Annotated in this window: 46 protein-coding genes; 21 read left to right on the forward strand and 25 right to left on the reverse strand. The window is 56.7% G+C overall.

What is annotated here, in order from left to right:
- Positions 1-7: 7 nt before the first annotated feature.
- Complete coding sequence (locus DXY02_RS12700) at positions 8-160, reverse strand: hypothetical protein (protein WP_170951563.1); 153 nt, start codon at positions 158-160, stop codon at positions 8-10.
- Between the two features lie 119 nt (positions 161-279).
- Here DXY02_RS12700 and DXY02_RS12705 point away from each other — a divergent pair, with 119 nt between their 5' ends.
- Positions 280-441: a hypothetical protein gene (locus tag DXY02_RS12705; RefSeq protein ID WP_170951564.1), complete on the forward strand. Its 162-nt coding sequence runs from the start codon at positions 280-282 to the stop codon at positions 439-441.
- Between the two features lie 110 nt (positions 442-551).
- Entirely contained in the window at positions 552-980 is a 429-nt protein-coding gene (locus tag DXY02_RS10680; protein ID WP_114989319.1) for a tellurite resistance TerB family protein, read from the forward strand.
- Here the strand turns inward: DXY02_RS10680 and DXY02_RS12710 are convergent.
- The 5 genes from DXY02_RS12710 to DXY02_RS10695 form a co-directional block, all read right to left on the reverse strand.
- Complete coding sequence (locus tag DXY02_RS12710) at positions 977-1,150, reverse strand: hypothetical protein (protein WP_170951565.1); 174 nt, start codon at positions 1,148-1,150, stop codon at positions 977-979. The two genes, DXY02_RS10680 and DXY02_RS12710, sit on opposite strands and share 4 nt — an antisense overlap.
- Before the next feature lie 22 nt (positions 1,151-1,172).
- Entirely contained in the window at positions 1,173-1,355 is a 183-nt protein-coding gene (locus DXY02_RS10685; protein ID WP_206749642.1) for a hypothetical protein, read from the reverse strand.
- 108 nt (positions 1,356-1,463) lie between these two features.
- Positions 1,464-1,631 (reverse strand): hypothetical protein, encoded by a 168-nt coding sequence (locus DXY02_RS12715; RefSeq protein WP_170951566.1) that lies wholly within the window; start codon positions 1,629-1,631, stop codon positions 1,464-1,466.
- A gap of 48 nt (positions 1,632-1,679) precedes the next feature.
- Positions 1,680-1,871 (reverse strand): hypothetical protein, encoded by a 192-nt coding sequence (locus tag DXY02_RS10690; protein WP_115132746.1) that lies wholly within the window; start codon positions 1,869-1,871, stop codon positions 1,680-1,682.
- 70 nt (positions 1,872-1,941) lie between these two features.
- Positions 1,942-2,307, reverse strand: coding sequence for an AbrB family transcriptional regulator (locus DXY02_RS10695; RefSeq protein ID WP_006850785.1), 366 nt, complete (start codon positions 2,305-2,307; stop codon positions 1,942-1,944).
- A 245-nt stretch (positions 2,308-2,552) separates the two neighbouring features.
- Here DXY02_RS10695 and DXY02_RS10700 point away from each other — a divergent pair, with 245 nt between their 5' ends.
- Entirely contained in the window at positions 2,553-2,762 is a 210-nt protein-coding gene (locus DXY02_RS10700) for a DUF1651 domain-containing protein (RefSeq protein WP_244276275.1), read from the forward strand.
- 124 nt (positions 2,763-2,886) lie between these two features.
- Positions 2,887-3,342 (forward strand): lipocalin-like domain-containing protein, encoded by a 456-nt coding sequence (locus DXY02_RS10705; RefSeq protein WP_114989323.1) that lies wholly within the window; start codon positions 2,887-2,889, stop codon positions 3,340-3,342.
- Positions 3,343-3,360: 18 nt separating this feature from the next.
- Here DXY02_RS10705 and DXY02_RS10710 read toward each other — a convergent pair whose 3' ends face one another.
- A complete protein-coding gene (locus DXY02_RS10710) occupies positions 3,361-3,618 on the reverse strand; it encodes a hypothetical protein (RefSeq protein WP_244276277.1) in 258 nt (85 codons plus the stop codon).
- 82 nt (positions 3,619-3,700) lie between these two features.
- On the opposite strand from DXY02_RS10710, the gene DXY02_RS10715 reads away from it, so the two are divergent.
- The gene (locus DXY02_RS10715; protein ID WP_114989325.1) at positions 3,701-4,939 is read left to right on the forward strand and encodes a cytochrome P450; all 1,239 of its coding nucleotides are present in this window, start codon (positions 3,701-3,703) and stop codon (positions 4,937-4,939) included.
- On the opposite strand, the gene DXY02_RS10720 is transcribed toward DXY02_RS10715, so the two are convergent.
- The 10 genes from DXY02_RS10720 to DXY02_RS10755 form a co-directional block, all read right to left on the reverse strand.
- Positions 4,936-5,187, reverse strand: a complete 252-nt coding sequence (locus DXY02_RS10720; protein ID WP_114989326.1) for a hypothetical protein — start codon at positions 5,185-5,187, stop codon at positions 4,936-4,938. The two genes, DXY02_RS10715 and DXY02_RS10720, sit on opposite strands and share 4 nt — an antisense overlap.
- 65 nt (positions 5,188-5,252) lie before the next feature.
- A complete protein-coding gene (locus tag DXY02_RS10725; protein ID WP_114989327.1) occupies positions 5,253-5,477 on the reverse strand; it encodes a hypothetical protein in 225 nt (74 codons plus the stop codon).
- A 12-nt stretch (positions 5,478-5,489) separates the two neighbouring features.
- A complete protein-coding gene (locus DXY02_RS10730; protein WP_244276279.1) occupies positions 5,490-6,104 on the reverse strand; it encodes a hypothetical protein in 615 nt (204 codons plus the stop codon).
- Between the two features lie 63 nt (positions 6,105-6,167).
- The gene (locus tag DXY02_RS10735) at positions 6,168-6,407 is read right to left on the reverse strand and encodes a hypothetical protein (RefSeq protein ID WP_114989328.1); all 240 of its coding nucleotides are present in this window, start codon (positions 6,405-6,407) and stop codon (positions 6,168-6,170) included.
- Positions 6,408-6,569: 162 nt separating this feature from the next.
- Positions 6,570-7,439: a phycobilisome rod-core linker polypeptide gene (locus DXY02_RS10740; RefSeq protein ID WP_114989329.1), complete on the reverse strand. Its 870-nt coding sequence runs from the start codon at positions 7,437-7,439 to the stop codon at positions 6,570-6,572.
- A gap of 174 nt (positions 7,440-7,613) precedes the next feature.
- Complete coding sequence (locus tag DXY02_RS10745; protein WP_114989330.1) at positions 7,614-7,847, reverse strand: hypothetical protein; 234 nt, start codon at positions 7,845-7,847, stop codon at positions 7,614-7,616.
- A 133-nt stretch (positions 7,848-7,980) separates the two neighbouring features.
- The gene (locus tag DXY02_RS12975) at positions 7,981-8,190 is read right to left on the reverse strand and encodes a response regulator transcription factor (RefSeq protein WP_244276281.1); all 210 of its coding nucleotides are present in this window, start codon (positions 8,188-8,190) and stop codon (positions 7,981-7,983) included.
- The gene (locus DXY02_RS12980; RefSeq protein ID WP_244276283.1) at positions 8,187-8,504 is read right to left on the reverse strand and encodes a DNA-binding response regulator; all 318 of its coding nucleotides are present in this window, start codon (positions 8,502-8,504) and stop codon (positions 8,187-8,189) included. Before DXY02_RS12980 ends, DXY02_RS12975 begins: the two co-directional genes overlap by 4 nt.
- Entirely contained in the window at positions 8,477-8,689 is a 213-nt protein-coding gene (locus DXY02_RS12985; protein ID WP_244276285.1) for a hypothetical protein, read from the reverse strand. Before DXY02_RS12985 ends, DXY02_RS12980 begins: the two co-directional genes overlap by 28 nt.
- Before the next feature lie 25 nt (positions 8,690-8,714).
- Positions 8,715-8,900, reverse strand: coding sequence for a hypothetical protein (locus tag DXY02_RS10755; protein WP_114989331.1), 186 nt, complete (start codon positions 8,898-8,900; stop codon positions 8,715-8,717).
- 197 nt (positions 8,901-9,097) lie between these two features.
- On the opposite strand from DXY02_RS10755, the gene DXY02_RS10760 reads away from it, so the two are divergent.
- On the forward strand, positions 9,098-9,325 hold the full coding sequence (locus tag DXY02_RS10760) for a hypothetical protein (protein WP_114989332.1): 228 nt from the start codon (positions 9,098-9,100) through the stop codon (positions 9,323-9,325).
- Between the two features lie 297 nt (positions 9,326-9,622).
- Here the strand turns inward: DXY02_RS10760 and DXY02_RS12720 are convergent, their stop codons facing one another.
- On the reverse strand, positions 9,623-9,793 hold the full coding sequence (locus tag DXY02_RS12720; protein ID WP_170951567.1) for a hypothetical protein: 171 nt from the start codon (positions 9,791-9,793) through the stop codon (positions 9,623-9,625).
- A gap of 197 nt (positions 9,794-9,990) precedes the next feature.
- Here DXY02_RS12720 and DXY02_RS10765 point away from each other — a divergent pair, with 197 nt between their 5' ends.
- From DXY02_RS10765 to DXY02_RS12730, 3 genes are all read left to right on the forward strand, one after another.
- Positions 9,991-10,170, forward strand: coding sequence for a hypothetical protein (locus DXY02_RS10765; protein WP_114989333.1), 180 nt, complete (start codon positions 9,991-9,993; stop codon positions 10,168-10,170).
- Between the two features lie 34 nt (positions 10,171-10,204).
- Positions 10,205-10,396, forward strand: coding sequence for a hypothetical protein (locus DXY02_RS12725; protein ID WP_114989334.1), 192 nt, complete (start codon positions 10,205-10,207; stop codon positions 10,394-10,396).
- A 102-nt stretch (positions 10,397-10,498) separates the two neighbouring features.
- A complete protein-coding gene (locus DXY02_RS12730; protein WP_170951026.1) occupies positions 10,499-10,666 on the forward strand; it encodes a hypothetical protein in 168 nt (55 codons plus the stop codon).
- 18 nt (positions 10,667-10,684) lie between these two features.
- On the opposite strand, the gene DXY02_RS10780 is transcribed toward DXY02_RS12730, so the two are convergent.
- Positions 10,685-11,569, reverse strand: a complete 885-nt coding sequence (locus DXY02_RS10780; protein WP_244276287.1) for an LOG family protein — start codon at positions 11,567-11,569, stop codon at positions 10,685-10,687.
- A 57-nt stretch (positions 11,570-11,626) separates the two neighbouring features.
- Positions 11,627-13,015 carry a PhoH family protein gene (locus tag DXY02_RS10785; RefSeq protein ID WP_114989337.1) on the reverse strand — a complete coding sequence of 463 codons (1,389 nt, stop codon included), beginning with the start codon at positions 13,013-13,015 and terminating at the stop codon, positions 11,627-11,629.
- Between the two features lie 929 nt (positions 13,016-13,944).
- On the opposite strand from DXY02_RS10785, the gene DXY02_RS10795 reads away from it, so the two are divergent.
- The 6 genes from DXY02_RS10795 (at position 13,945) to DXY02_RS12860 (ending at position 16,059) form a co-directional block, all read left to right on the forward strand.
- Complete coding sequence (locus tag DXY02_RS10795) at positions 13,945-14,256, forward strand: hypothetical protein (RefSeq protein WP_114989339.1); 312 nt, start codon at positions 13,945-13,947, stop codon at positions 14,254-14,256.
- A gap of 640 nt (positions 14,257-14,896) precedes the next feature.
- Positions 14,897-15,157 carry a hypothetical protein gene (locus tag DXY02_RS10805; RefSeq protein WP_114989341.1) on the forward strand — a complete coding sequence of 87 codons (261 nt, stop codon included), beginning with the start codon at positions 14,897-14,899 and terminating at the stop codon, positions 15,155-15,157.
- Positions 15,158-15,206: 49 nt separating this feature from the next.
- Positions 15,207-15,332 (forward strand): hypothetical protein, encoded by a 126-nt coding sequence (locus DXY02_RS13120; RefSeq protein WP_256377321.1) that lies wholly within the window; start codon positions 15,207-15,209, stop codon positions 15,330-15,332.
- A gap of 148 nt (positions 15,333-15,480) precedes the next feature.
- Positions 15,481-15,603: a hypothetical protein gene (locus DXY02_RS13125; protein WP_256377322.1), complete on the forward strand. Its 123-nt coding sequence runs from the start codon at positions 15,481-15,483 to the stop codon at positions 15,601-15,603.
- Positions 15,593-15,889 (forward strand): hypothetical protein, encoded by a 297-nt coding sequence (locus tag DXY02_RS12855; protein WP_114989342.1) that lies wholly within the window; start codon positions 15,593-15,595, stop codon positions 15,887-15,889. The genes DXY02_RS13125 and DXY02_RS12855 overlap by 11 nt, the downstream gene beginning before the upstream one ends.
- Positions 15,890-15,900: 11 nt before the next feature.
- Positions 15,901-16,059, forward strand: coding sequence for a hypothetical protein (locus DXY02_RS12860; protein ID WP_206749643.1), 159 nt, complete (start codon positions 15,901-15,903; stop codon positions 16,057-16,059).
- A gap of 1,882 nt (positions 16,060-17,941) precedes the next feature.
- On the opposite strand, the gene DXY02_RS10815 is transcribed toward DXY02_RS12860, so the two are convergent.
- The 3 genes from DXY02_RS10815 to DXY02_RS10825 form a co-directional block, all read right to left on the reverse strand.
- Entirely contained in the window at positions 17,942-18,160 is a 219-nt protein-coding gene (locus DXY02_RS10815; RefSeq protein WP_114989343.1) for a hypothetical protein, read from the reverse strand.
- 54 nt (positions 18,161-18,214) lie between these two features.
- Positions 18,215-18,454, reverse strand: a complete 240-nt coding sequence (locus DXY02_RS10820) for a hypothetical protein (protein ID WP_114989344.1) — start codon at positions 18,452-18,454, stop codon at positions 18,215-18,217.
- Between the two features lie 435 nt (positions 18,455-18,889).
- Positions 18,890-19,384, reverse strand: coding sequence for a hypothetical protein (locus DXY02_RS10825; protein ID WP_114989345.1), 495 nt, complete (start codon positions 19,382-19,384; stop codon positions 18,890-18,892).
- A 190-nt stretch (positions 19,385-19,574) separates the two neighbouring features.
- Here DXY02_RS10825 and DXY02_RS10830 point away from each other — a divergent pair, with 190 nt between their 5' ends.
- From DXY02_RS10830 to DXY02_RS10840, 3 genes are all read left to right on the forward strand, one after another.
- Positions 19,575-19,775: a hypothetical protein gene (locus tag DXY02_RS10830; RefSeq protein WP_114989346.1), complete on the forward strand. Its 201-nt coding sequence runs from the start codon at positions 19,575-19,577 to the stop codon at positions 19,773-19,775.
- Between the two features lie 694 nt (positions 19,776-20,469).
- Complete coding sequence (locus tag DXY02_RS10835) at positions 20,470-20,739, forward strand: hypothetical protein (protein WP_244276289.1); 270 nt, start codon at positions 20,470-20,472, stop codon at positions 20,737-20,739.
- Positions 20,740-20,850: 111 nt separating this feature from the next.
- Positions 20,851-21,240 carry a putative quinol monooxygenase gene (locus DXY02_RS10840; protein ID WP_114989347.1) on the forward strand — a complete coding sequence of 130 codons (390 nt, stop codon included), beginning with the start codon at positions 20,851-20,853 and terminating at the stop codon, positions 21,238-21,240.
- A gap of 42 nt (positions 21,241-21,282) precedes the next feature.
- Here the strand turns inward: DXY02_RS10840 and DXY02_RS10845 are convergent, their stop codons facing one another.
- Positions 21,283-21,537 (reverse strand): hypothetical protein, encoded by a 255-nt coding sequence (locus DXY02_RS10845; RefSeq protein ID WP_114989348.1) that lies wholly within the window; start codon positions 21,535-21,537, stop codon positions 21,283-21,285.
- Complete coding sequence (locus tag DXY02_RS10850; protein ID WP_244276291.1) at positions 21,530-21,916, reverse strand: hypothetical protein; 387 nt, start codon at positions 21,914-21,916, stop codon at positions 21,530-21,532. Before DXY02_RS10850 ends, DXY02_RS10845 begins: the two co-directional genes overlap by 8 nt.
- Here DXY02_RS10850 and DXY02_RS12735 point away from each other — a divergent pair.
- From DXY02_RS12735 to DXY02_RS10860, 3 genes are all read left to right on the forward strand, one after another.
- Entirely contained in the window at positions 21,902-22,345 is a 444-nt protein-coding gene (locus tag DXY02_RS12735) for a hypothetical protein (RefSeq protein ID WP_170951554.1), read from the forward strand. The two genes, DXY02_RS10850 and DXY02_RS12735, sit on opposite strands and share 15 nt — an antisense overlap.
- On the forward strand, positions 22,264-22,551 hold the full coding sequence (locus tag DXY02_RS10855) for a DUF1651 domain-containing protein (protein WP_114989349.1): 288 nt from the start codon (positions 22,264-22,266) through the stop codon (positions 22,549-22,551). The genes DXY02_RS12735 and DXY02_RS10855 overlap by 82 nt, the downstream gene beginning before the upstream one ends.
- 70 nt (positions 22,552-22,621) lie before the next feature.
- Positions 22,622-22,801 (forward strand): hypothetical protein, encoded by a 180-nt coding sequence (locus DXY02_RS10860; protein ID WP_115009204.1) that lies wholly within the window; start codon positions 22,622-22,624, stop codon positions 22,799-22,801.
- Positions 22,802-23,233 lie beyond the last annotated feature (432 nt).

Here is a 23,233-nt window from a genome sequence, read left to right on the forward strand (position 1 = left end):
GGCTGACTCAGTCGACGGGTTCGCAGTGATCGCCATCGCACTGCAGCCCGCATTGGGGCTGCTTGGTGCCGTACTGCCAGGGACGACGCATGGCCCAGTACTCATCCACCAAGCCGAGCAGGTAGGTACCGATGCGCCGGAGCAGGGAAGCCTGTTTCATGCCTTCAAGCTGGCAACGGCGCCGCAAGCCTGCAACCGAACGCGATCAAATCAAGGTGGCGAAACACAGCCGAGGTGGGTTAGGCCCGATGCAGTGCTGCTGAGCTTGAGCACCGGCCCATGACCACCACGAAACATTCGAACCAGCTGCTGGAAGAGCTGGTGGCCGAAGAGATCGGCTTTCAGATCGATCAGATCGCTGAAGACCTGCAGCGAGAAGGCTGGCCGATCGCCATGGTGAAGCGGTTCATGCATGTGGCCGTGGAGCGCCTGCCGGAGTGATGCGACAGGCCGACTAGGTGCAACGACTCATCTGCGCAGAGCTGTTGCGCTTTTAACAACAGGGATCGCAACCATTCGTTGACAGTTGAGCAACGCTTGCGCCATTCCCGATGAATGTCGTCACTGCTTTTGCGGCCGTTGGCCTCACCGCGGTGTCGTGGGACGACACCCTCAGCCGGCCTGGGGCCAGGGCATTCCGGCATGCCCTCGATTACCGCGAGCCCTACTGCCGGATGAGTGAGAACGAGGCGGTGCTGCTGATGGATGCGGTGCTGGCCATGCGCCTGGAGAAAGGCACGAAGGCGCTGATGCTGGAAGCCGCCAAGGCGCTCACAGCCGATCAAGCGCTCACGGCCTACGCGATGGCCTCAGAACTGATGCGCTCGGATGGTCCCTATTCCGCCGAGGAGCGACGACGACTGGATCTGCTGGCCTTGATGCTCTCGATCTCGCAAGTGGAGGCCGAACGCATCGATTCGGTTTTTGAGTTGCTGCACGCCCCCCTGGAGCCAGCTCTTCTGGTCAACGGCGCGCCTTAGGCCGCACGCTTGTCATCACCGAACCAGATGCCCCGGCGGCTGTCGGGCAGACGGACCACGGCGCGCTCATAGCGCTGGCGGCAGCTGCGGGCACGGATATGCTCTTCTGCCTCTTGAAGCAGCTGTTGCAGCCTGACGTCGTCCATGGCGTTGCCTAGATGCTCACCCATTCAGGCCACGATCCGAGCGGCGTCAATAGGCCACGTTCAACTCGTCAGATCCGTAGCGGAGCAGGAAATCCGCTTCGGATTGATCGGAGAGCAGCAGGCAGGTGTGGTCGTTGGCACCGGTTCGGTAGCAGTAGACGTCGAGCTCCTTGGGGTTGCGGTTGGAGAGGATCACCTCCCCCATCCGAAGCACGTAGCGCGTTGCCATCACCTTCCACCCACAGGTTCCTTCGCGATAGCGCTGATCCAACCCGATCAATCATTTCTGTGCTGAGCTGCGCACCGCTCGTGATTCGACACTGAGGTCAACGCGAGCTCATTCGTTGTCAACGCGGATGAAAAAGCGACTCTCCACGTCCATCTCGCCCTGATCGTCGGTCTCCGGATCGCCCTCCACCAGCTCCACAGCGAAATCCTTATCGTCCAGTTCGTGCACAACAATCTGACCGTGCACCAGGTTGTGGACGAGAAGGAGTCGTTTCATGGGTGGAGGGAGACGCCGTTCCACCGGTTGATAGCAACAGCTTGATCTTCAGCGGAAGCCGAAACCTTCTCGGATCGGCTGCTTGGCGGAGTATTCCCGCGAGAGCGCATCAAGCATCAGGGCGATGTAGCGGTCATCCATGCCGATGTCCTGCTTCAGCTGACGCATCAAACTATTGATGCTCTTGAACGCGTCTGGAATCTGATGGTCCAGATGCTCCTTGGTGGGTTGGTAGGGCATCGGAGCCAAAAAAGTCCCCGTGGAACCTAAAGGAACCACGGGGAAAATGGTGTTGCTGCTGAACCGGAGATCAATCCTCTTCTTCGGAACCGCCAACAGGGATCAGGCGGATCTGCTTACGACCAAGCTTGATCTCATATTCATCGCCGGGCTGCAGTTCCAGCAGAGCGGTGTAGGCCTTGCCAATCAACAGATTGCCGTTGCCCTGAACCACAGCTTTGTAGGACAGCTTGCGGCCACCTTTGCCCACACCAGATCCACCGGTGGAGAAGGAAAGGCCCTTGGCTTCCAGGAGGGCCTCGTAGAACGCGGTGAATTTCACCTGCTCAGAGCCGTCTTTCTTTTTGACGACGTAACCACAACCCCTGGCCAGATCTGTTTTGGCGCAATCGCCAAGTTCCTTGACGCGGTTGAGCAATTCAGCTCCGGTAAGCATGGGTCTGTGAGGTCGTTACTTCTCTATTAGAACAAATATTGTGCTGCTCACAAGGGGAAAAAAGAATTGAATTCAGTTGATTGGCTGGAAAAACAAAAAATCCGCATGTGTGAGCAGCTTGTGTTGGTGGTTTGACAAAGCCCTCGGCGTCAAACAGTTGGCCTCGAGAATGCGTTCAAATGGCCAACTCCCAGCACCAATCAACATCCCAATCACACCCTGACCAGGGTGGACGGGGATGGTTGGTGAACACAACCCAACAGCGGCTGGTGCATTTCAAGCCGGAACTGAATTCAGAAACCACGGCCTGGGTCTCGATCAGGACGTATCACTACGACCCACCCCGACCACCGCAACCCCTCAGCCATCGCCGCGTTCTGGATCAGAACGCGATCGACACCTGGAACGTGATGGTGAAACGGGGCTGGCGGCCCTGCCGCGCTCCAGCACGCTGATCACTTTCGTTGTTGTTGCTACTGGTTCGGCAATCAATGGCATCAATTGCGCAGCAATGCCTCGATTCAGGCTGTCAAAGCCAGATCACGATCGATAGGTTGCCGCTCAGGAACAGATTCAGTTGTGAGCGTCAGTTCGGTTCAGCCCGCCCAAGCGATCAGTTCCACCAGCGTGCATGGCGCGTGGCAATTGTTGAGCTACGACGTTGAGGAACAAGCCAACGGCAACAACTTCGCGCCGATGGGGGACAACCCCAGCGGCTATGTGATCTTCACGGCGGAGGGTCGCCTCTCCTTCATGCTCTCGGCAGAGGGTCGCCAACCGGGCAGCAATGCCGAGGAGCGATCGGCCCTGCTGAGCAGCATGATCGCTTACACCGGCAAGTACCGGCTCGAGGGTGACCGCTGGATCACCCAGGTGGATGTGGCCTGGAACCCCGAATGGGTGGGCACGGAACAGACCCGCTATTTCGCGATCGAGGGCGACGTGCTCACGGTGCACACCCCCTGGCGGGTGATGCCCAACTGGCCCGAGAAAGGCCTCACCCGCAGCATTGTTCGTTTTCAGCGCTGCCGCTGAAGGGTTTCAAGAGAAGACTCAGGCGTCGGTCTCACCCTTCTGACCACCACAGGCGTGGCGGGGTTGGTAGCCCTGCTGCTCAGCCAAATAGCGCAGATAAACAATCTGATGACGGTCCGGCATGCCCACCGCAGCAATCAGACCCAACGGCCCAAACAGAAAACCCGCAACAGCCCAGCGGTTGCTGTTGCGGGCCTTCTGGGCGGCAACGGTTTTCGAGAGGCCGGCGCTGATCAGATGAGCGATCAGCACAAATAGCAAAGACTTGAGTTCCACGGAGAACGCGCAGCACACCCGTTGAAATAGCCAGCGCCTGCAGCACTGTCAGCCCTAGAACTTCAGCTCACGCCGAGCTGCGATGGCCACCACCCCCCTCCCCAGCACCGGCGCCGTGAGCGGACTGGGGGAAACCCTGGCCTTCTTCACCCAAGCGGATTTCGCCCAGCGGCGCTTTGAGACCCACGGCGATGTGTTCGAAACCAAGCTGCTGGCCCAGCGGATGGTGTTCATCCGCGGCGAACAGGCCATCGGCGACCTGCTGGGGCAAGGGGATGCCTTGCAGGGCTGGTGGCCCGAAAGCGTGCGGCAACTGCTGGGCAACCGATCGCTGGCCAACCGCAGTGGGCCGGGGCACAAAGCCCGGCGCAGGGTGGTGGGGCAACTGTTCTCCAGCGCAGCACTGGCGCGCTACACCCCGTCGATCGAGCAGATGGTGGAGGAGCTCTGCCAGGAGCTGATCACCAACACCACACCGTTGCCGCTGGCGGCACGGATGAGGCGCTTCGCCTTTGCCGTGATCGCCACCACGGTGCTGGGCCTGGATGGCGCCAGCCGTGATGCCCTGTTTGCCGACTTCGAGATCTGGACCCGGGCCCTGTTCTCGATTCCCCTGGCCATTCCCGGCACCCCCTTCGCCAAGGCGATGGCGGCACGCCAACGGCTGCTGAAGCGGATCAAAGGCGTGCTCCAGGCGGGCACCAACCAAGGCGGACTTGATCTGCTGAGCGGCGGCTTGGATGAAGCCGGCATTCCTTTGGACGATGACGACCTGGCCGAACAGCTGCTGCTCTTGCTGTTCGCCGGCTACGAGACAACAGCCTCATCGCTGAGCTGCCTGTTCCGGGCGCTGCTGCTCAACCCCGAGGTGGAGAGCTGGTTGCGCGATGGGTTGGCGAATGAGGCGGCATCAGCACGGTTGGACGCAACGGTGCTGGAGGTGATGCGTCTTACGCCGCCGGTGGGAGGGTTCTTCCGGCGCAGCCTCGCGCCGATCGAACTGGCGGGGGTGGCCGTTCCCGAAGGCAGCGTGATTCAGGTGGTGCTTAGCCCGACGTCGGCCGGTGATGACGAGGATCTGGCGGCATTCCGGCCGCAACGGCACCTGGATGGCTCGTTCAAGCAGACGCTGCTGCCCTTCGGTGGCGGCGAACGGGTATGCCTGGGCAAGGCTCTGGCGGAGTTGGAAATCCGCCTGATGGCGGTGGGACTGCTGCAGGCGGTGGAGCTGCAGCTACAGCCGGATCAAGACTTGGCGCTGCAGCTGATCCCCAGCCCCACTCCCAAGGACGGGCTGCTGGTTCAGGCCACAGCGCGCTAACTCTGACGGTGACGGCGACGGCCGAGGGGTTCAATCCAGTCCACCAGCACCTCCTGATGACGCAGCATCGGCTCCGGCAGGCGGCAGCCGAGGTTGATCTGGCCTTGGTCCATGAGGCGTCCGAGCCGGATGGCGGCGGCTTCCTCAGGCCGATCAAAACTGGTCTGATGGGAGGCCAGCCAGTTCACCTCGTGCTCGGTGATCACCCCGGTGGAGAGGCTCTCCAGGAAGATTTCTCCGACGGTCATGAGAAACGTGTAACTAATTCGTTACATCCTGGCGCGGACGGACGGCAGCTGCGATTCAGGGTCGTTCAGGCCAGCCACTGATCGGCATCCATCACCTTCTTGATCAGCAGGCCGAGGCGCTTGAACTCGGCGAAGTTCACATCCTTCACCGCCTGATCCAGGCCGCAATCCACCCAGGTTCCGTTGCGCTTCTCCTCAATCGTGAAGTCCTGCTCGAGGCTGTCGCGGCGGATCCGGTAGGTGATGCCGTCCTCATGAAGGTAGTCGGCGGAAACCAGCTGCAGACCCATCGATCGCTCGCGTCAATCCAGCGATGGTGGCGTGAAGGTGTCGGCCACCGCAACAATCCATCGGGCCGCCGCCGCCGTCAGCTGTTCCTTGGTGACGTTGAACTCGAGATCATGCCCTTGCTCGAGCAGATCGGGAATGATCGTCTGCCAGGCCATACCGGCGGCACTGGCGTTGAGATCACCGATCAGCACGAAGGCCTTGGCTGCTCCGGTAACGGCATCGGCGTACTCGGGATTGGCGCTCACCTTGCTGCGGTACCAATCCCCCACCAGATCCCGCTGGGCCTTGCTCAGAAATGGCGGGGCGCCAACGAGGTAGGCATCGAGCACGAGCATCGGGCTAGGAACGCTCTTGCCCGGGTGCTTGAGCTCAAACCAGGCCTGGCCGATGGAGGCGGCATCGGGCCAGTGGCAGAGGATCGCGGCGTCCTGACTGTCGAGGGAACGCTGGCTGGCCAGCTGATCGATGCGCTCCAGCAGAGCCGGCCCGGTGAGGGGCGGTTCGCTGCGAGCATGCTCAGCGCGGGCTTCATTGATCGCCTCGGCCACGGCCGCCTCGTTCTCGTTGAGCTGCTCGAGGGCCCGCTTGAGGTTGGCATCGGCGTCGGCGGGGCTGGCCACAGGCATCAGGCGGGGTTAATCCCCAAGATGTCATCCACTTCGCCCAGCCGCAGCGAAACCATCGGCAGGTTATTGATAATTTTCCACCTGCAGGTTGTATCCCGATACCAACAGGTTTTTATCCAAACAGATCTCAGCCGGAAATTGCGGGGATGCCGATTTGATCAGACGAAGATGAACATCAATTGGCAGATATCCAGCTCGCAGGCAGCGTTCAAAAAATTTTGTGACTGCAACTTCGAGAACATCAGTAGCAAAGAGTGGCGAAACTTGACCGCTCTCGTGCACCAATAGCCCGAAGTAATGCATCGCCTAATTCATAGCGACGAGACTTTACAAAAACGAGAATCATTTGCAATGAGCACAAATACCCAGGGCAAATCAAGGGCAGGACGTCGCTGCGCATAAAAAAAAGGAGGGTTGCCCCTCCTGCCGTTCACTGATCTGTTGATCGCTGCCTGAGGCAGGGGATCAATAGCTGCCGTAGTTGAACTTTCCGCCATACATGCGGCGGTAGGCGCTGTTGCGAGCGTTCTTGACGGCGTTGGTGTAGGAGAAGCCAGCTCCATCGCCGGAGAAGCCACCGCTGCCAGCAGCGAAGGTGCTGAGGTCTTTGGTGAGGCGCTTCACCAGCAGAGGGCCGGTGTACATCACATGCTCGGCGCTGGCGTTGGCCGGGGTGAGGTCAGCCATGCCCACGAAGGTGGAGCAGGCGGCCCGGGCTTCCGACTTGAAGCCGCGCAGATAAGGAACCGTGTCGGTACCGAAGGTCTCGAGGTACTCCTCGGAGTGGGTGAGGCTGTCGACGAAGGCATCGAAGCCCTGGTCAGCAATCAGCTGGATGCCAGCGCTGATTTCCTGCTGACTCACCGGAGGACGGCCCAGCAAGTGCTTGGTGGTGAGCTCGATGCCGCGCATGGGCGACACGGCGTGGAAGAACTTCTGCTTGTAGAGGTCGGACTTGACCAGGCCGCCCATGAAGCCCTGCACGTTGATGCGGCCATCACAGAGGAAGGCTTCCAGGGAGGTGAGGCGTTGGCTGTCGGAGATGCCGATGTTGCCGAACACCTGCTTGTAGGCCGCGGCGATGGCGGTTTCCAGAGCCGAGCTGCCGGTGGCGGCATAGGAGTGGTTCACCGCTCCGAAAGGGCAGACCTCATGGATCCGAGGACCCATGCCGATGCCCATCGAGGCGCATTGGTTCTGCTTGTATTCAGCGGTGCTGGATGCAGGTTTGCCGGCGTTGGAGCTGGCGCTCTTGGTGGCAGTCGCGGAGTTCGCAAAGGCGAAGGACACCCGTTGATCGTGGGTGAAATCCCGCTTGTACTTCAGAGCTGGCATCCGAAAGACCAATGAAATTCAGTTCAAGCTATGGCGATGACTTCATGCGCGCTGATGAACTTATAAATAGTTCAAAGTGAGCGTTACATGGCGCAATCAAAACCTCTGACTGCAACGTGATCGCCACAACTTGAAACGGCTAAAAAGCCAGTTCTGAACTGAGTTCTTGTGGAATCAACCGCCGTTGCAGTAGCGAACGGCTTCGGCTTCGGAGCGGTCCTCAGCCACAACGGTTTCAACGCAGCCGTTGAACAGGCGGCTCTCCTGCTTCACGGCGCAGAGACCAACGGCGATGGCCGCCAACGACACGGCCGACACCACGGTGGCGGAGATCTGAACCAGGCCATAGGCGAGCATCGCCCGCTTCTTGCCGCCGCAGGACTTCTGGTTGGTGGTTTCCTCGGACATCACATATAAGCAACGCCGAGACCCTATGGATCAAGCGTTGGCAACCGAAGCACGATCACGACCGTGATCACCGAACAGGCGATCAGCGAACGAGCGATCAGCGAACGAGCGATCACCGAACAGCCCCCAGGTCTCAGCCGAGAGGATCGATCAGGCCGGAGAGCAAGGCCATCACCGCTAATTGGGTGCGATCCGCTGCACTCAACTTGTCTTTGGCGTTGACCACGTGGGTCTTCACCGTTTCCACCGAGATGCCGAGGCTGCTGCCGATGCTCTGATTGGTGAGACCGCGGGCCACGCCGGCCACCACCTCCAGTTCGCGTTCGGTGAGTTCCTCAATCAACGGCGGCAGATTGGGGTTCGGCGCTTCTGCAGCACCGAGCTGGCGAATCTCCTCGGGGAGATACACGCCCCTTCCGAAAGGGTCTGGAGGGCTTGAACGAAATCGCCCTTGCCGGTGCCGAGGCTTGATTTGAAGATCACCACATCGGCATAGGCCTGCATCGCCTCCTGCACCACGGCCTGGGTTTCACGCACCAGCACGATCAACAGCTGGCAGGTGGGCAGCTCCGCCTTCACCCGCCGCAGCAGGTTCATGCCGTAGCCGGTTTCCAGATCCGAGCTGCAGATCAGCAGGCTGGGCTTGTAGCGCAGCACAGCTCAAAGCCTTCCTCTTCTGTGGTGGCGGAACCCACCACGACCCGGCGAATCGGCTCGGCCAGGCAGAGGCAAGCCAGGGTGAGGCGATCACCGCAGCACGCCACCACCCGCTGGGTCTTGAAAAACTGCGCCGTCGCTTCGACGGCTTCGTTCAATGCGCGCGACTCGAGCCGCAGCTCCATCCCAGACTGTTCGGATGCCCCTCTTTTAGCGGCGTTTGGATGGCTCAGCCGCGGAGCCATCACGCCCCGCATCCCGACGCACTACACCGCGGATGCAGTGGGGATAGCGCTCACGCCCCAGGCGCCAGGCCTGGGCGGCATCCACCACCTGCACCGTTTCTGTCTGCAGCTCGCCCTTGCGCTGAAGGATGAGGTCGTGAAGAGGTGACATACCAACCGGCGGCGCGCTCTTTTATTGAGCAACACGCCAATGGATTCCACATCCCTCAGTTGAGGGTGCCATCTGTATGGCCATATCCCTCAATTGAGGGATTTAGAGCAACGACGTAAGCACCAAGCCCCCTTCGTGTCATTTGGCACAACGCCATTGAGTTGGAGCCAGCACATTGATGCTGTTGCTTCAAAGCTGTGGCCAGCCGGCTGCGTCGATCCCTGCTTCGACTCGGTGACCGCGTTGGTCGCCGTGTGCCGCGCTGGCCGGAAGGATCCTGGCCCGATGCCATGCAACGCAGCCCTCGCAGGGTTCGCAGCACCGCCAAGGATGTGATCCAAAGCACCGCCAAGGCAGCGGTGGGACTGGGGCGCCGGGCTGCACGCCTGGGTATGGAATCGATCAAACGCGCCAGCAACCGATGAACAGTGGCTTGCTGGTGTTGTCTGTTCTGCTGTTTGTGGCTGGTGTCACCTTAATCAGCATCGACTGATTAGGCACAAACACTCAACACGATCAAACCGATTGATCGGCAACCAAATTCAAGAAGCACGACAGCGGTTGATACAGCTTCTCGTTGGAATCCAACAGATCGTGGCTTCAACCAAGTCCAAAGCCCATGGAATTTCTGATTGCCGGCTGCTTCATCTTTCCGCTATCAGCCCTCTGGATTCAATCGAGGGAAGACGACAACAATGAAGACGAGATGGACTTTCTCTGAATCAAGCCCGAGAGGACGGCATGACCGAAGCCTTCAATTCATGGGCCAGAAGATCCGTGGCCAGCATGGTGAGAGCAACACCCATCAAGGCGAGAGCCATGCCCTGATTTTTGTCTGAGGCAACAGCTACATTCCTGGACAATTCCAGATGTTTTTCCCAGGAGAAATGCATCAGCTCCAGGCCTGTACATGCTTTCTAAGGCCATAAGCCTTTGCGATCCGAGCGATCAACGGCATTCAGAAATGTTCTGTAATGCAAGCAATGCATTGAGTTGAGCATTCTTTCCTCAAATCGGTTGCAACTACTACGTTTTCCATTTGCAGCCTCAAAAGTTCTCGGGTACGTTCCGCTCACAAAGCCACAAGCCAATGGAACCCATCGCGTTGACTCTGGGCCAGAAATTTGAAATCGAGAAATTCTCACGGGAGATCGATAACTCGGACGATCTTGCGGCTCTGAAAAGCATTGCCAAAGACCTCCTGGTGGCCTGGAAACAACAGCAAGCCGCCTCAGCCTGGATCGTGCGCCAGCAGTCCCAGGGCCTCTGAAGTCAGCTGATTTCGTTGCTCACCACTATTAACGATGGAAGACAACCAAATGATCACCACCATCTCGGTGGAAATGGATGCCTTGCGTCTTCTGCACCGGGCTGTATCAGAGGCCTACGCCAACTGGCCCGGTGGTGATGCCAACGAACAGGCCTGCCTGTTGAACATGAAGACCCAGCTCTATTCAGCCTTGATGGACCACCTGCTGGAATCGGGTTCCATCTGAGCCCACTTCGGAAGCAAATCAGTCGTTTCCCTTACTCGGTAGAAAAACTCATGTAGTGGCGGCAGCTGCGGCAACAGACTTGATCCGGCCGTGGAGTTCGCCATGCAATCTGATCGCTCCCGCCTGCGCGAGCTGGAGATCCGTGTCGCCAACCCGCAGCACTGGAGTTCCGGCGAACACCAGATCAATGTTGAAAACCTGAGGCAGCTGCGCTTTCAGATCGAAGATCAACTCAAGAAACTGCGCCAGCACAACCAGCCATCCGCTTGATCAAACAGCCAGGTCTGATCAGCTCGCCTCAGGCTCGGCCCGCGCTCGGCTGCGGATGAAATCCCAGGCCTCTTCCGCTGAATCCGAGAAATGAATCAGATCGAGGTCGTCATCTGAGATCAAGCCCGTCTCGGCGAGGTAGTCGAAGTCCACAAGCCTTCGCCAAAACTCTGTACCAAACAGAACGATGGGCATGCTGCCCTTGGTGCCCACTTGCCGCAGGGTGAGCAGCTCAAACAGTTCATCAAGCGTGCCGAAGCCACCCGGGAAGAGGATGGCGCCAATCGAGCGCATCACAAAATGGAATTTGCGCAGTGAGAAGTAGTTGAACTTGAAGCAGAGATCAGGGGTGATGTAGGGATTGGGATGTTGCTCAAACGGGAGGGTGATATTCAGCCCAATCGAGCTGCAGCCGGCCTCAAAGGCACCCCGGTTGGCGGCTTCCATGATTCCCGGCCCACCACCGGTCACGATCACATGGGATGAGCATCCATGGCTTTCTGCCTTATTGGCCTGTCCGTGCTGGGACGCCAATGAGGCGAATTCACGGGCAGCGTCATAAAAACGAGACAACTCCACGAGCTGTTTCGCATGAACGACTTGTCGCTTCAACACCGGTGAGCCTGGATTTTCACAGAGCTGAAGCTGAGCTTGCGCCAACTTCGCTGCTGCGGTGTCTTGATCGACGATCCTGGCGCCACCAAAAACAATGATCGTCGATTCGATCCCGGCTGTTTCCAGATGCAGATCCGGTTTGGTGATTTCAAGCAGCATGCGCACACCACGCATGGCATTGCTGTTCAGCAAGTCGGGATCTTCATGGGCAATTCGGTAGGTGTGGGACGTCAGAATTGCGTCCAGATTGGCTTGTTCAGGGCTTGAAGTGCCTGAGAATTGAGTCATCTGTTCCATAGTCATGGGTGTTAGCGATGTCGTCGGTATCGGCGAGGTCGTCTTGATTCAGAGGATGTTGGCCGCCAGTTCAGCCAGTTCACTTCGCTCTCCTTTGGTGAGGGTCATGTGGCCCACCAGGGGCTGGCCTTTGAGTTTTTCCACCAGCCAGGTGAGCCCGTTGCTTTCGGCATCGACATAGGGATTGTCGATTTGATACGGGTCACCGGTGAAGACAACCTTGGTTCCTTCCCCCACCCGCGTCACGATCGTTTTCACTTCCAAGGGCGTGAGGTTCTGCGCCTCATCCACCACCAGGAACTGATTGGGGATCGATCGGCCGCGAATGGTGTTGATCGCTTCAACCTCCAGCAAACCCATGCCTTGCAGGTCGGCCCAGGCGTTGCGTGGTTCGCGCTGCCGCTGTTTCTTCGTCTGCTCAGCATCCCCGCCGGGAGACGAACCGGTGATGAAGTCGATGTTGTCGATGATCGGCTTCATCCAAGGGCCGAGTTTCTCCTCAAGCGTGCCCGGCAGGTAGCCGATGTCTTTGCCGAGGGAGATCGGTGGGCGCGTCACCAACAGGCGGGCGTAGTGATGGGTGTCGGCCACCTGGTGCAAACCAGCAGCGATGGCCAGCAGCGTTTTGCCTGTGCCGGCCTTGCCTACCAGAGTCACCAGAGCGACGGAGGGATCGAGAAGCAGATCCAGCGCAAAGCTTTGCTCGCGGTTTCTGGCTTTGATCCGGCCCAAATGGGCGCGATGCAGCCAGTGCAGCGGTTTGATGCTGTTGCTGTTGCCTTGATGCCGGGCCAGCAAGGTGTGGCTGTCGTTGCGCTGGTCCACCAGCACCACGCCTTCATTGGCCTGGAGATGCTGCTCCTCAGAGTTAATGACAGCCTCCAGGGGCAGCTGATCCTCGTCATGCAGGGTTTTGATCGTCTCCGCATCAGTGCTGAGTTCACGGAACCCTGCGTAGAGGTCGTCGATCGAGACGTTGTCGTTGACGTAGTCCTCGGCCTGCAGGCCCACCGCATCAGCCTTGATTCGAAGGTTGATGTCTTTGCTGATCAGCACAACCTCAGGTGCCTGCGTCAGCCCGCTGCATCGCATTTGCTCGAGAGCCACCGCAAGGATGTTGTTGTCGCCGCCTCCCCCCTGCAGTTCTGCCGGCAAGGCGTTGAGAGCTTGGGCCTGACAGAACACCACCTGCAGGATGCCGTGATTCGTACCCTCAATCGGAACGCCATCGGCAAGGCTTCCGCGGGCTCGGTAGGAATCCAGGAGCCTTGAAATCCGCCGAGCGTTGCGGCCTTTTTCAGAGTGATCCTTTTTGAAGCGATCGATTTCTTCAACCACTTGCATGGGGATCACAACCCTGAGATCACCAAAGCGGTGCGGCGCCTCAGGATCGTGGAGCAGCACATTCGTATCGAGAACGACAATTTTGTCTTTCATTGAATCTCACCATTGATGGATCAATTGGTGCTGAAAAGGTCAACAAGGCCGTACCCTGAAAAATCACCACAGCAGATTCATTTCTCCCCGCAGGCAAGACGCAGGGAGAAAGCAGATTGCAACAACAGAACACAGCAGTTCAGCCAGGGTTTGTGGCTTGAACCAAAGAGAATCGATTGCGTTGCCTTAATGACGTCAACTGAGATGTATTGAGCTCAGTCGTCGTAGATCTTGCAGCCAGGCGCAGTGGGGGACGTGTCGCAACGCTCCTCCCAGTACAGATCGTGCTGAGATTTCATCGCTTGCTTGGGTTCCTCAGCCTGGCCTGGCTGCGTCTTGTCAAATGCATTCAGGGGAATGCAGAGATCGAAAAAACCTGAACAGATCGTGACCATCTCTCTCCTTGTCGCTGACTTATCTCTACTCCTCTCCCCTCCAGAATCAATAGGTACTTAACCCATTCCTTTACACAAACAAAAAACCGCTCTTGCCTGAGGAAGAGCGGTTGATGGATCGCGCAGATGTACGGACTCATCCGCGCTCTGATCACTTGTTAATTAATTGATCAGGCAGCCTGCTGGTTACCTGAATCTTCTTCTTCCGATCGGATGAACCGCTTGCGTTGCGCGGATTCGTTGCCGGATAGATCGTTCGCCTTTGAAGGCTCAACGGGTTTTCGCTCGGGTTTGTCCATGCCCATCAAAAGGGGATGGATACCTCTCCTGCTCATTGAAATTTCCTCTTATTCAGATCTCGCGTCGTGGTCTCTCGGCCCTTACGCGTGAAATAACTATCGCGCAGATCAGTTGCAGACGCGCCCTGCAATGCTTAAGAGAATCTGGCGAGTCGCCCAACATCACCGGCCTGGAAGGGATTGGAGCAGCAGAGTGAGAGAACGAATCGAACGCAATGCACTGCGGAGTGCTCCGATGATTTGGATTCGAACCAGCCTCGCCACGGCAGGCCTCGCCATCGCCACCGCCATTCCGGCAAACGCTGAGATCGTCGCCTCAACCTGCCGACTGCTCAGCTACGACGGCCCCATCACCAGCGTGGAAACCTTCCGCTGTGACTTCATGCAGCGCGGCGGCAACGTTCTGGTGAACAGCGCTGAGCATGAGTTCAGCTTTCTGGCTGCCGAGCAAGGGGAGACCTATATCCGCATCAACTCCATCCCACTGCGTTTCACCCGCACGGGTGAGTACACCCTGGAGGTGACGCAATCGCCCTGGCTGCGCTGAGCAGGACTGACCGGCTCAACCAACCAACCTGTCATCGGAATTCAGAAGAGCCTTTCCTTTCGCAACCCTCACCACTTCGCGTGAGAGCCCAGGGCTTTGAAAGATGACGCGATAGACGTTTGTGAAAGCAAGCGACTTGGCGCGTGCATTCACGAACGCCTTGAACTCAGTCTTAAAGCACTGTTCTTGAACCCATTGGTCGGGCCCATCACTTCGCTCAACGCAGTACATCGATTGGAGCATGAAGGACATGCAGCTTGATGAGGCTGCGGACGCTTGTTCTCGATCGACAGGCCAGCTTTGGGATCACGTCTTCAGTTGATGACGGGAAGCCTGGGGCCAACACTCTCGAAAGTCGCTCTTTCGCCTTGAACGTCGATCAGATTGGGACGCACAAATTGAATCCACACGACGGAATCACATCGCGTCGAGCGATGAGGGAATGCGATTCCGCCACCGGTGTGCCCTCGAACGCACAGCACGGCACTTCGTTTGTATCCCCGCTCAACAGATTGAAATCGAGTCACCGACTACCGAAGCGCGTTCTCGCTTCAGCTTTCCGGGCGTGATCGTCGATGCCAGTGACGATTCCAATTCTGAGACCAATTCGTGTAAAGTTTCAATAAGTAGCCCCAGGTCGATGCTCAAAGCTTTGTTCTCCCTGGCGTTTGCAGCAGTGATGTGGGTTCAGGTGCCGCAGTGGCAGCCGGACTGGTCGCAGTGCTCCGTTGATACGCCGGATGTGAACTGTCACTGGTACGTCACGGCACCCGACAACACGTTTGGTGAAGGCTTCAGCTGGGAGAACGCACCCTGGTTCAGTGCCGAAGGGCTTCGGGATGTGGGTGATCTGGACAACACGATGACCACGATCCACAGCCAGGCCCTTCCAGCAAATTGACGCAGCCAGGAAAGCGTCACCCCTAACCTTTCTCTTTGGAGAGACCTCAGTGAACGACTACTCAGTAGCCATCACCGCACTCATCGTGGTCACCGTGGTGATCTCCGCTGCCGTCGTTTACGTGCTGGCTCAGCCAACCGACCTGCCCAGATACAAAGAAAACAAGGATCAATAGAAGCAACCCCGTGGGTGAACATTGACCGTTTCACTCACATCGCCCCGCAGATCTGAATCCAGCACTAGGGTCATCAGATCTTCGGCACACACCTGGCGTGAAAGGTCCGAACCTCGCTTTTGTAGGTGGCTCAGTGATCGTCGCGATCATGGCAGTGGTTGTTTTTATTGGCGCCGCCAACGCTGGTGACTACCCCCGCAGCAAGACAGCTGAAGCCACCTCAGTTGAGGCCCATCACAACGCCGATGACAAGGCTGACGTTGAAGCCTGATCGGCTCCAACACCTCAGCGAAGCGGTCCACCTGCACTGGGGTGATGGCCTGCAGTGTGCTCAAGGCCTCACCGATGGACTGCCCAACAAAGATTCCACCGGTGAGCACCGCAGCGAAACAAGCCAACCCGAGGATGAGCCCAGCTGCAATGCGAGTGGAGCTCGTGGTTTCTGTGTTGCGTTGCTCAGTGCTGGAAGCCATCTGAGTTGCTGCGACAAACCAGTTGTGGCTCAAACCGCTCACGGTTTCAACTGGGCACCAAATCACTGCAGTGCTTTGCCGTAAGCACTGTTCCCATGCGGTTCCCCACTGGGGTTTCGAGAAATGGTTTCAGGCTTGAAGCGATTTCTCTTGTTGATGCAGCCAAACTGCGAGTTCAGCTTGATACAAATAAACGGTATCTGAACGAACCTGTATCAACAACCATCAAGCATCTTGGCGGTTTTCGTTTGTGACCCCTAGCGTCGTGCGGCTTGAAAAGGCTTGTGCCTCTCAAGACTTCTCCACTCTCAGGGCCTTGCCGTGTGACCAATCCCAAACCCAAACGGTGGAGAACCGCCATCAAAGCCCGAGAGAATCAGCTGCTGACTCTTGCCAAGGAAGCTTTGCAAGAGAAGAAGGAAAGAAGAGTGATTAATTTTCTGGACTATATCGATCAAGATATCGCTGCATAGCCAATAGTTCGTGCAATTAATTGAACATATCCGACTGAACTAGCCCTCATCGATTGGGCTGTAGTCCTGGGCGGGAGATTCCCCACCAAGAGCCGAAAGGAACACAAAAAGGCCCCTGGAGATCTCACCTCCAGAGGCCCGTGTCCCTCGTTTGACGACAACCTCACTTTCTTCGAGATGCCTGGTGAAAGGAAGTGGGAGAACCGTCGGAGCAGGTCGTGGACACCGGCCATGGTTCGGTCGACCAGAGGCAAAAAAAAGGCGGCAGGGAATGCCGCCCATCAACAAGGGGACGAATGCGTCGAAGGTGCTGGCGTTCCAGCAACACCACCCTCTTCAATCAGCCTGCGGTGCCGTGGGCATCGTTTACGAACTGCCAAAAAAAGGGGGTGTTCCCTAAGCACCCCCGCGTTCGACGCATCGCCCCTTCACCGAAGAAGCACTCGAATGATGACGTGAGGTTCAGCGAAAGGTCGTCGCCATCACGACAAAACGAAGGGTGTGGTCAGCAAGCCAAGAAAAAGACGAGGTTGCCTCGCCGCTGTGGGCAATAGCGCTTATCTATGCACTGTGGTGCCGACCGCTACGACAGCTCTGCTTCAAGCCGAGGCATGACAGGAGCAGGCCACAACACAACCTCCATGGAGTTCGCATTGCTTGCGTTGTTTACCTGCTCGCTTGCTTCAGTCATCGCAACGGTATTCCGCGGAACCTACTGATGAGGAGCACGTCCCATCGGTTGGCCTTGGAGCACCGCTTCGCAAGCACCATGCTTTGGTCGCTTTTTGCGGCTCTGATCTTCCAAGCCCTGGCGGGTCAATAGACCAGTTCATCTGCACAAGAGGCTGAAAACCCCGTCTTTCGACGGGAAAATCTCACTCATTGACCAACTGCCGACTTAAGCAGACGTAGCGTTGAACTCTTGACGGTTCTTCAAGACTTGAGCATTGATGTGCATCAAAACATTATCTGCTTCCTGAATAAATTTTTCCCGACACCATTGATCTATAACCCTTCCAGCCGCATCCATTAGAGTGATGTATTGCTCTTCAAGTGTCACTTATTTAGTGCAGTTAATCAATGATGGCAGGGCTGACACTGGCCGCAGTAGTTGCTGATACCTGAAGCTCGACAACAAGAAAAACCGCTCTTCTCACAACTGGGCAGCCATAAAAAAGACCTCCGCCAAAGGCAGAGGCCCCAAAACAATCTCAGGGATGCGACCTTGTTTCCATCCCATGAGATGTTTTCCTCACAACATCATCGTGACTAGAAGGTGGAAAACAGGGAAGCAACCTATGGACAGCCTGTGGCTTGTCCCTATGCCTGATCGCTCATCAGAAGGCGGTGGGGCGGTATCCCTACGCCCTGGTCCATGTTCAAAGCTTTTCGGACGAACCGTGGGTGATGCCCAAGAAAAAGTCCCGGTGTTCGATGCCGGAACCTCCGCCTCTCATGACGTGTCCCAGTCCTAACAGAGCGACTAAGTATTTATGCGTACGGCTTACACGACCAGCGTGTAACAGTTGGCACGTTTCAGCCTGGTTCGACAGGGCTACGACTGAAGGGCCCCGGGACGGCCCGAACCACTCAGGGGCGGCGGAACCAACTTCGAGCGGTCACCTGACCGATGGTTTCGCCTGGGGAAGAACTGCGGCTCGCCTCAGTTCCGTCCAACGGCCTTGGCTAGGGCCTGCTCCATGCGGACAACCAAGTGAAGCAACTTCGAGGGGACTTGCCTGAGGAACTCCCTTTCAGCTTTCACCGTGGCCAACGCATGGATCAGTTGCCCCTTCTGGTCTTCGTAGGCGAAGACCTCAAGACCTTCTGGTGAGACTTCAGCACCAACCTTGTTCCCGTCCCTGAGCAGAAATCGCGCCACCCTCGAAGCTCCAGCGAAACCAGGCGGTGAAAATTGGTTGTTACCGCTGCATCCCTAGGTTTCCTGATCAGCGTGCCTTCTCCACGGAGTCCATGGATGCTGGGCTTGGGGAGCAGTCTCCTGTTGAAGCGCGATCTGCTGTGCTGTCTCGGCTTTTTGCAGGGCTTGCTGGTCGAGTTCCGCAGAAAGAAACAGCCCTGTAATGAAGATCATCAGGATGCTGAGGAGTGCCGCGACCAGATACATCGTTGACCGAGCGATGGCTTGTTCATGCTCTCTGCTCAGGTCGCCCATGGCTTGGCCCAAATCTGGTCAAGATGTATCAGTCACAACTCTTTGCTGCGATTACAGAGGGTGTTGTTTTGTGTGCTCAGTTCAAGCTGGTGGGTTCTGCCCCGCCCGGGAATCCCAGTGAACCAGAACAAATTTCAAGGGAGAGCCCTACAGACAACGCTGGTCTGACTCCCTGCATCGCCAGAAGGGAGTCAGTGCAGTGACCAGCGCCCAATGGTCAACGGAACAACCATTGGAAAGAAGGAGCCTTCGGCTGCACCTTCCGGTTCCACCATGGCTTAGGTGAAACAAACCAAGGAACGCCAATGAGGCGTTGAGACGGCACAAATGACGTACCGCAATGTTGTGGCGCTGATCAAACGGTTGGAGCAGAGCCATATCGATCTCCTCGCCATCCGCAGGCCTGGATCAGCACCCACGCTGCTGCAACCAAGGTCACCGGCCGAGGGGCATGACTTCAGATCCACCAAGGGTTCTGCCTTTGGTCGCCAAGTCGTACATGTCTTGATGAATATTGTCCGATTCATTGCTGAACCAATTGGTCAACTCTGGCTGCAGAATTGTTTTGGGGCCTAGATCAACGAAGGAATACTCAAGCGTGATGAAGTCACCACCAACCGTGCGATAACCAAGCTCAAGAAGCATCTGGCCGCTCGCAGATGGGGCTTCTATCTGTACTTGCGTTGCCTTGAGGCTGAGCTCCACCAACTTGCTTGCAACCGTGCCATCACCAGATGCGTCCCTGATTCTGATCATTAATACTGACCCCTTGCTTTGCCTCAGCAAGAGCTGAGTTTGCTTCCTCAGAAGCCATTGACATGCAATGACATTGGCCTGAAGCGAGGTCTTAAAAAACGAGAGGTCGTCCTGCAGATCCTGGGTCATTTTGTGCTGCTTGAGTAAACCGAGCTTCGAGAGCAGCCACTTCATTGCATCGTTATCAAACGAGACCGTGAATAGCCCATTTTTGGGCTGGCGCGAAAGATTCTTTTTATCGCTTAACCCGAGTATCTGTTGTTACCAACAAACCTGAGGGAACGACATTGTCGAAGTGTGAGCGTTGTAACGACCAAACGAAAACGATGAAAGCCATGACAGGGGAGATTTGCCAGCAGGCTCCATGGCTCAAGCAGATTTGATCGTGCAGACCCCGCGAGGTTCATCCATCCAAAAAATCGAGACCGGCAAATTTCTGGTGTGCGACAGCGAGAACGCGTGCTTCTTCACGCGCAGCCTCTACCTCGCCGAGGAGCAGCTGGAGGAAATGGAGCTTGGCTACCGGTTCCCGTATTCAACCAATTTCCGCAAAGCGCCCGCATGACATGTGGAGCAATTTGAGTAGCGGATTTCGCTGAATCAACTGGCTCCTATGGCTTATCTGTATCGCGTCCTGGTCTCATGCACCTAGCCCGGGACGCGGACCCATGTCAGCGGCAACTGCTGGGTCCGTTTGTCTAACGAATCCAGCCGTTCTCCCGAGGCCAATCGAGCTTTTAGGCAGTCCGTATCAGTCGAAACCATCGCCGGGATCTACCGAAATTTTTGGCGGATCAGCACATCTTCAGAAATTTCCAGACAAGCCTGCTGAATGGCCGCATCATTGAGCCCTCAGTCGCCCGCATACCAGATGTGGTGCTGAGCAGCACGGGGAGAGCGACCCTGGGGCTGGCAGACGAGTTTCCCCGTTGAGAGCGATCAATGGGGGAACCTCTCTGTGTCTTAAAGCTGTAGACATTCAGTGCATCAGGCACATATCAGTGTGACGTGACGAACGTGTTTATGCGGATACCGCATCGCTCGGGGAGGACTCGCTTCTCCTCGCGGTTTCGTGGCTCCACATCGTTAAGTCGCAGCTTGGTTGAAGGTCAGCCATCGCGGCAGAGGGAGCTGCTCAAAAACCTCGGCCACGCCCCTCCACACCAATCGATTCAATGTGTACTTGATGAGCAAATCATGAAAGAAATATAATTACCTATTTGCGATATTTAAAGCTTTGAAATCAAACAAGCAATCAAGTGCTTAAGTCGTCCCGTTATTTCATGGAGGACAGTATGCACAGTCAGAAGAACTCCCCGGCCTGCTTTTTGCGCTGGTCTGTGAGCAAAGTTGCTGACAAGCTCTATGCGGTTGCGGCAACGGTTGATGGAAAGGAATACGACTTTGTCGGCAATTTTAAAAGCGTTCGAGAAGCGCAACAAGCAGGCCGCCGCTATGCCGAAGACCTGGTTCACAACTCGATGGCTGGCGGTCGCTTGTCGCTGAAACAACAGCCTCTGGCCGCCTGATCAGCTTCATCGCCTCATGACTTAAACACATGCAGGGTTCCCCTGGAGAGTGCGCCTCCAGGGGTTTTTCAGCCTGAATCCATGGAACACTTGGGCACCGCCTGAGATCCAATGGCCAGCTTCGACAAATCCACACCATTCATGTTGCTGGCGCGAATCCACGTCAAACCCGGTTGTGTTGACCAGTACCTGAAGCTCGCCCGCGACACCGACGAAGCCGTTCGAACTTCTGAGCCAGGCATGATTCACCACACCTTTGATCAGGACCCGGACGATCCCCAAGCATTCGTGTGGTCTGAGGTCTACGCCAACGACGCGGCATTCAGCGCCCATGTCTCCAACCCTCCCGTTCAGGAGTATCTGCAGAAGCACGCGGAGCTTGGCGATGGCTTTAGCGTTGAGGTGTACGGAACGGTGGGCGATGACTGCCGGCAGCTGATGGAGTCGTTTGGACTTCCACTAAAGATCTTTGAAACCAAGCTTGGATACAGCAGGGTCTGAACAAGCTGGCGGAAAGAATCCCTCGAGTTTTTGCAATCATGCCTATGGATTGCTCTTGAGTTCATTCTCGAGTTCGTCAAGCCGCGTTTTGAGTTGCTCGGCGTGACGGGTTGTGGTTTTGTCGTCATGGCACTTCAGCGCTGATTTGATCACAGCGATCTCCTTCTCCAGCTTCCGTCTCCTAGTAAAGGAAAGCGCTTCCTGAGCAAGACCAATCAGAAAATCGCCCCGCGGGGCATAACAAGTAGCATCTTCTTTGAAGTCATTGTGTGCGGCCGCGTCCTCAGGATCAATCATGATCCAGGGCTTTTTCGGCGACATCGGCCGCCACAAGAAACACATAGGAGAGTGCGTTCATATGACTGGCAAGATCTTTGATCGATTCAACGATTTCCTTTCGTGATAAACCACTCTCCCGCTGAAGTCGAATGATCTCATGCGTCAGGCGGGTCACATGGTCGCGACCGTAGTTGTAAGCAGTCCCAAAACAATCCTCACTCTCCTCATCAGTCCTGCAGGCTGCAGCAAAGTCTGAGGCAATTTTCTGGGAAAAATCTTCAACTTGACGGCAGGGCATCATTTTCTGGATTTGCCAGAATGTATGCGAGAAAAGAATGAAGCCCCAATAACTTTTTGAACCAATGCGTTGAACTTCGAATCCTTGCTTATCAAGCAACAAAAAAACTTCATGTTTTTTCTTGGAGAAACAAAAAATTGTTCAACATCTTTCCCCAAGGCCTCGATCGATGCATCGACCCATGCAAAGGTTCCCTGCCTTGGCAGGACTGTGGTCGCAAGCCAAGGCCACCAGAAGCTTCTCTCAAGCCTCGTTTTGACTGAGACAAGCTTCTTTTCCTCGAGCACAACAACAACGCATCCATCAATATCCCGTCGGATTCGCCAGCGTCCTTATGGCCTGAACAGCGACCTGCTCGATTTGGCCCACCGTTCAAGCAGCGAATTCGCCATCGTGCTGTCGGGGCAACGCCTCGGCAGCAGATGCTTTGCAGAGCTGTCTTCTGTTTGCCGTCGCACCACCCCTTGCCCCGTTACCGCGCCACCCACGAACCACCAGAACAGCCAAGCGGAGAAGGCTGGCTGGTGAGCGCAGAGCAGCAGAAGGTGGTGCAGTTCAAGCCAGACGCATCTACCGCTCATGCCCAGTGGGTGGCTGTGCGCACCTACAGCTGGACCCCGCCCAGTCCGCCGGTACCCCAGAATCGGCGGCGGATGCTGCGGCACAACGCCATCGAAGCCTGGGACACGATGCTCAAAACAGGCTGGCGACGCTGTCCACCGCCGGTGCGCTGATGAATCTCGGTGACGAGTGCTGGCCCCCTGCGGCCTCTTTCGCCAACGTTATGGAAGTTGCGATCAACCGATGACCAACGGATCCGGCACCTGGGCCAACAATCAGCCCCCAGCAGCAGCCGAAAAACTCTGGAGAGGCCTGGCTCTGGTGGGAGCTTTCCACATCGGAGGAATGCTGATCAACGTCATCTTCCAGATGATGGGCAACAACAGCCTGGATGGAATTCCCGCCAAATTCCTCGGCCTCTGAGCCCATCAGCCACAACAAAACGGTTATGAGCCCCTGCAGCAGGCAGGGGTTTTTTTATTGGATACCTGGGGCGCGCCAAGCGACTCAGAGCCAGGGCAATCAAGACGAGACCCAGCCATCTCGCACTGAGCACAAATGCCCATTGTTAAGCGAGATTGCGCAGCATTAAGTTCTTCCCGCATGCACGAGTCGTTCCCGAGGAGTGGGCTCTTCGGGAACCTTTTTTTGGGTAAGTTCCCATCAGGTGAGTGATGTATCCCGTAGGTGGGCCTGCGGATACATCCCCTCCTATTGAAAGGCCGCTTCTCGCTAACAGCCGAAAGGAGAAGAGCAGGTGAGGGAACCTGCTCCTTTTTCCCTCCAGAAGCGTTTGCAATGGTGCTCGCGCCAGCTTGATCATCAGCCATGCGGGAATGATTCTTATTAAGCAGT

This window comes from Synechococcus sp. N19, assembly GCF_900474045.1.
Classification (GTDB): Bacteria; Cyanobacteriota; Cyanobacteriia; order PCC-6307; family Cyanobiaceae; genus Parasynechococcus.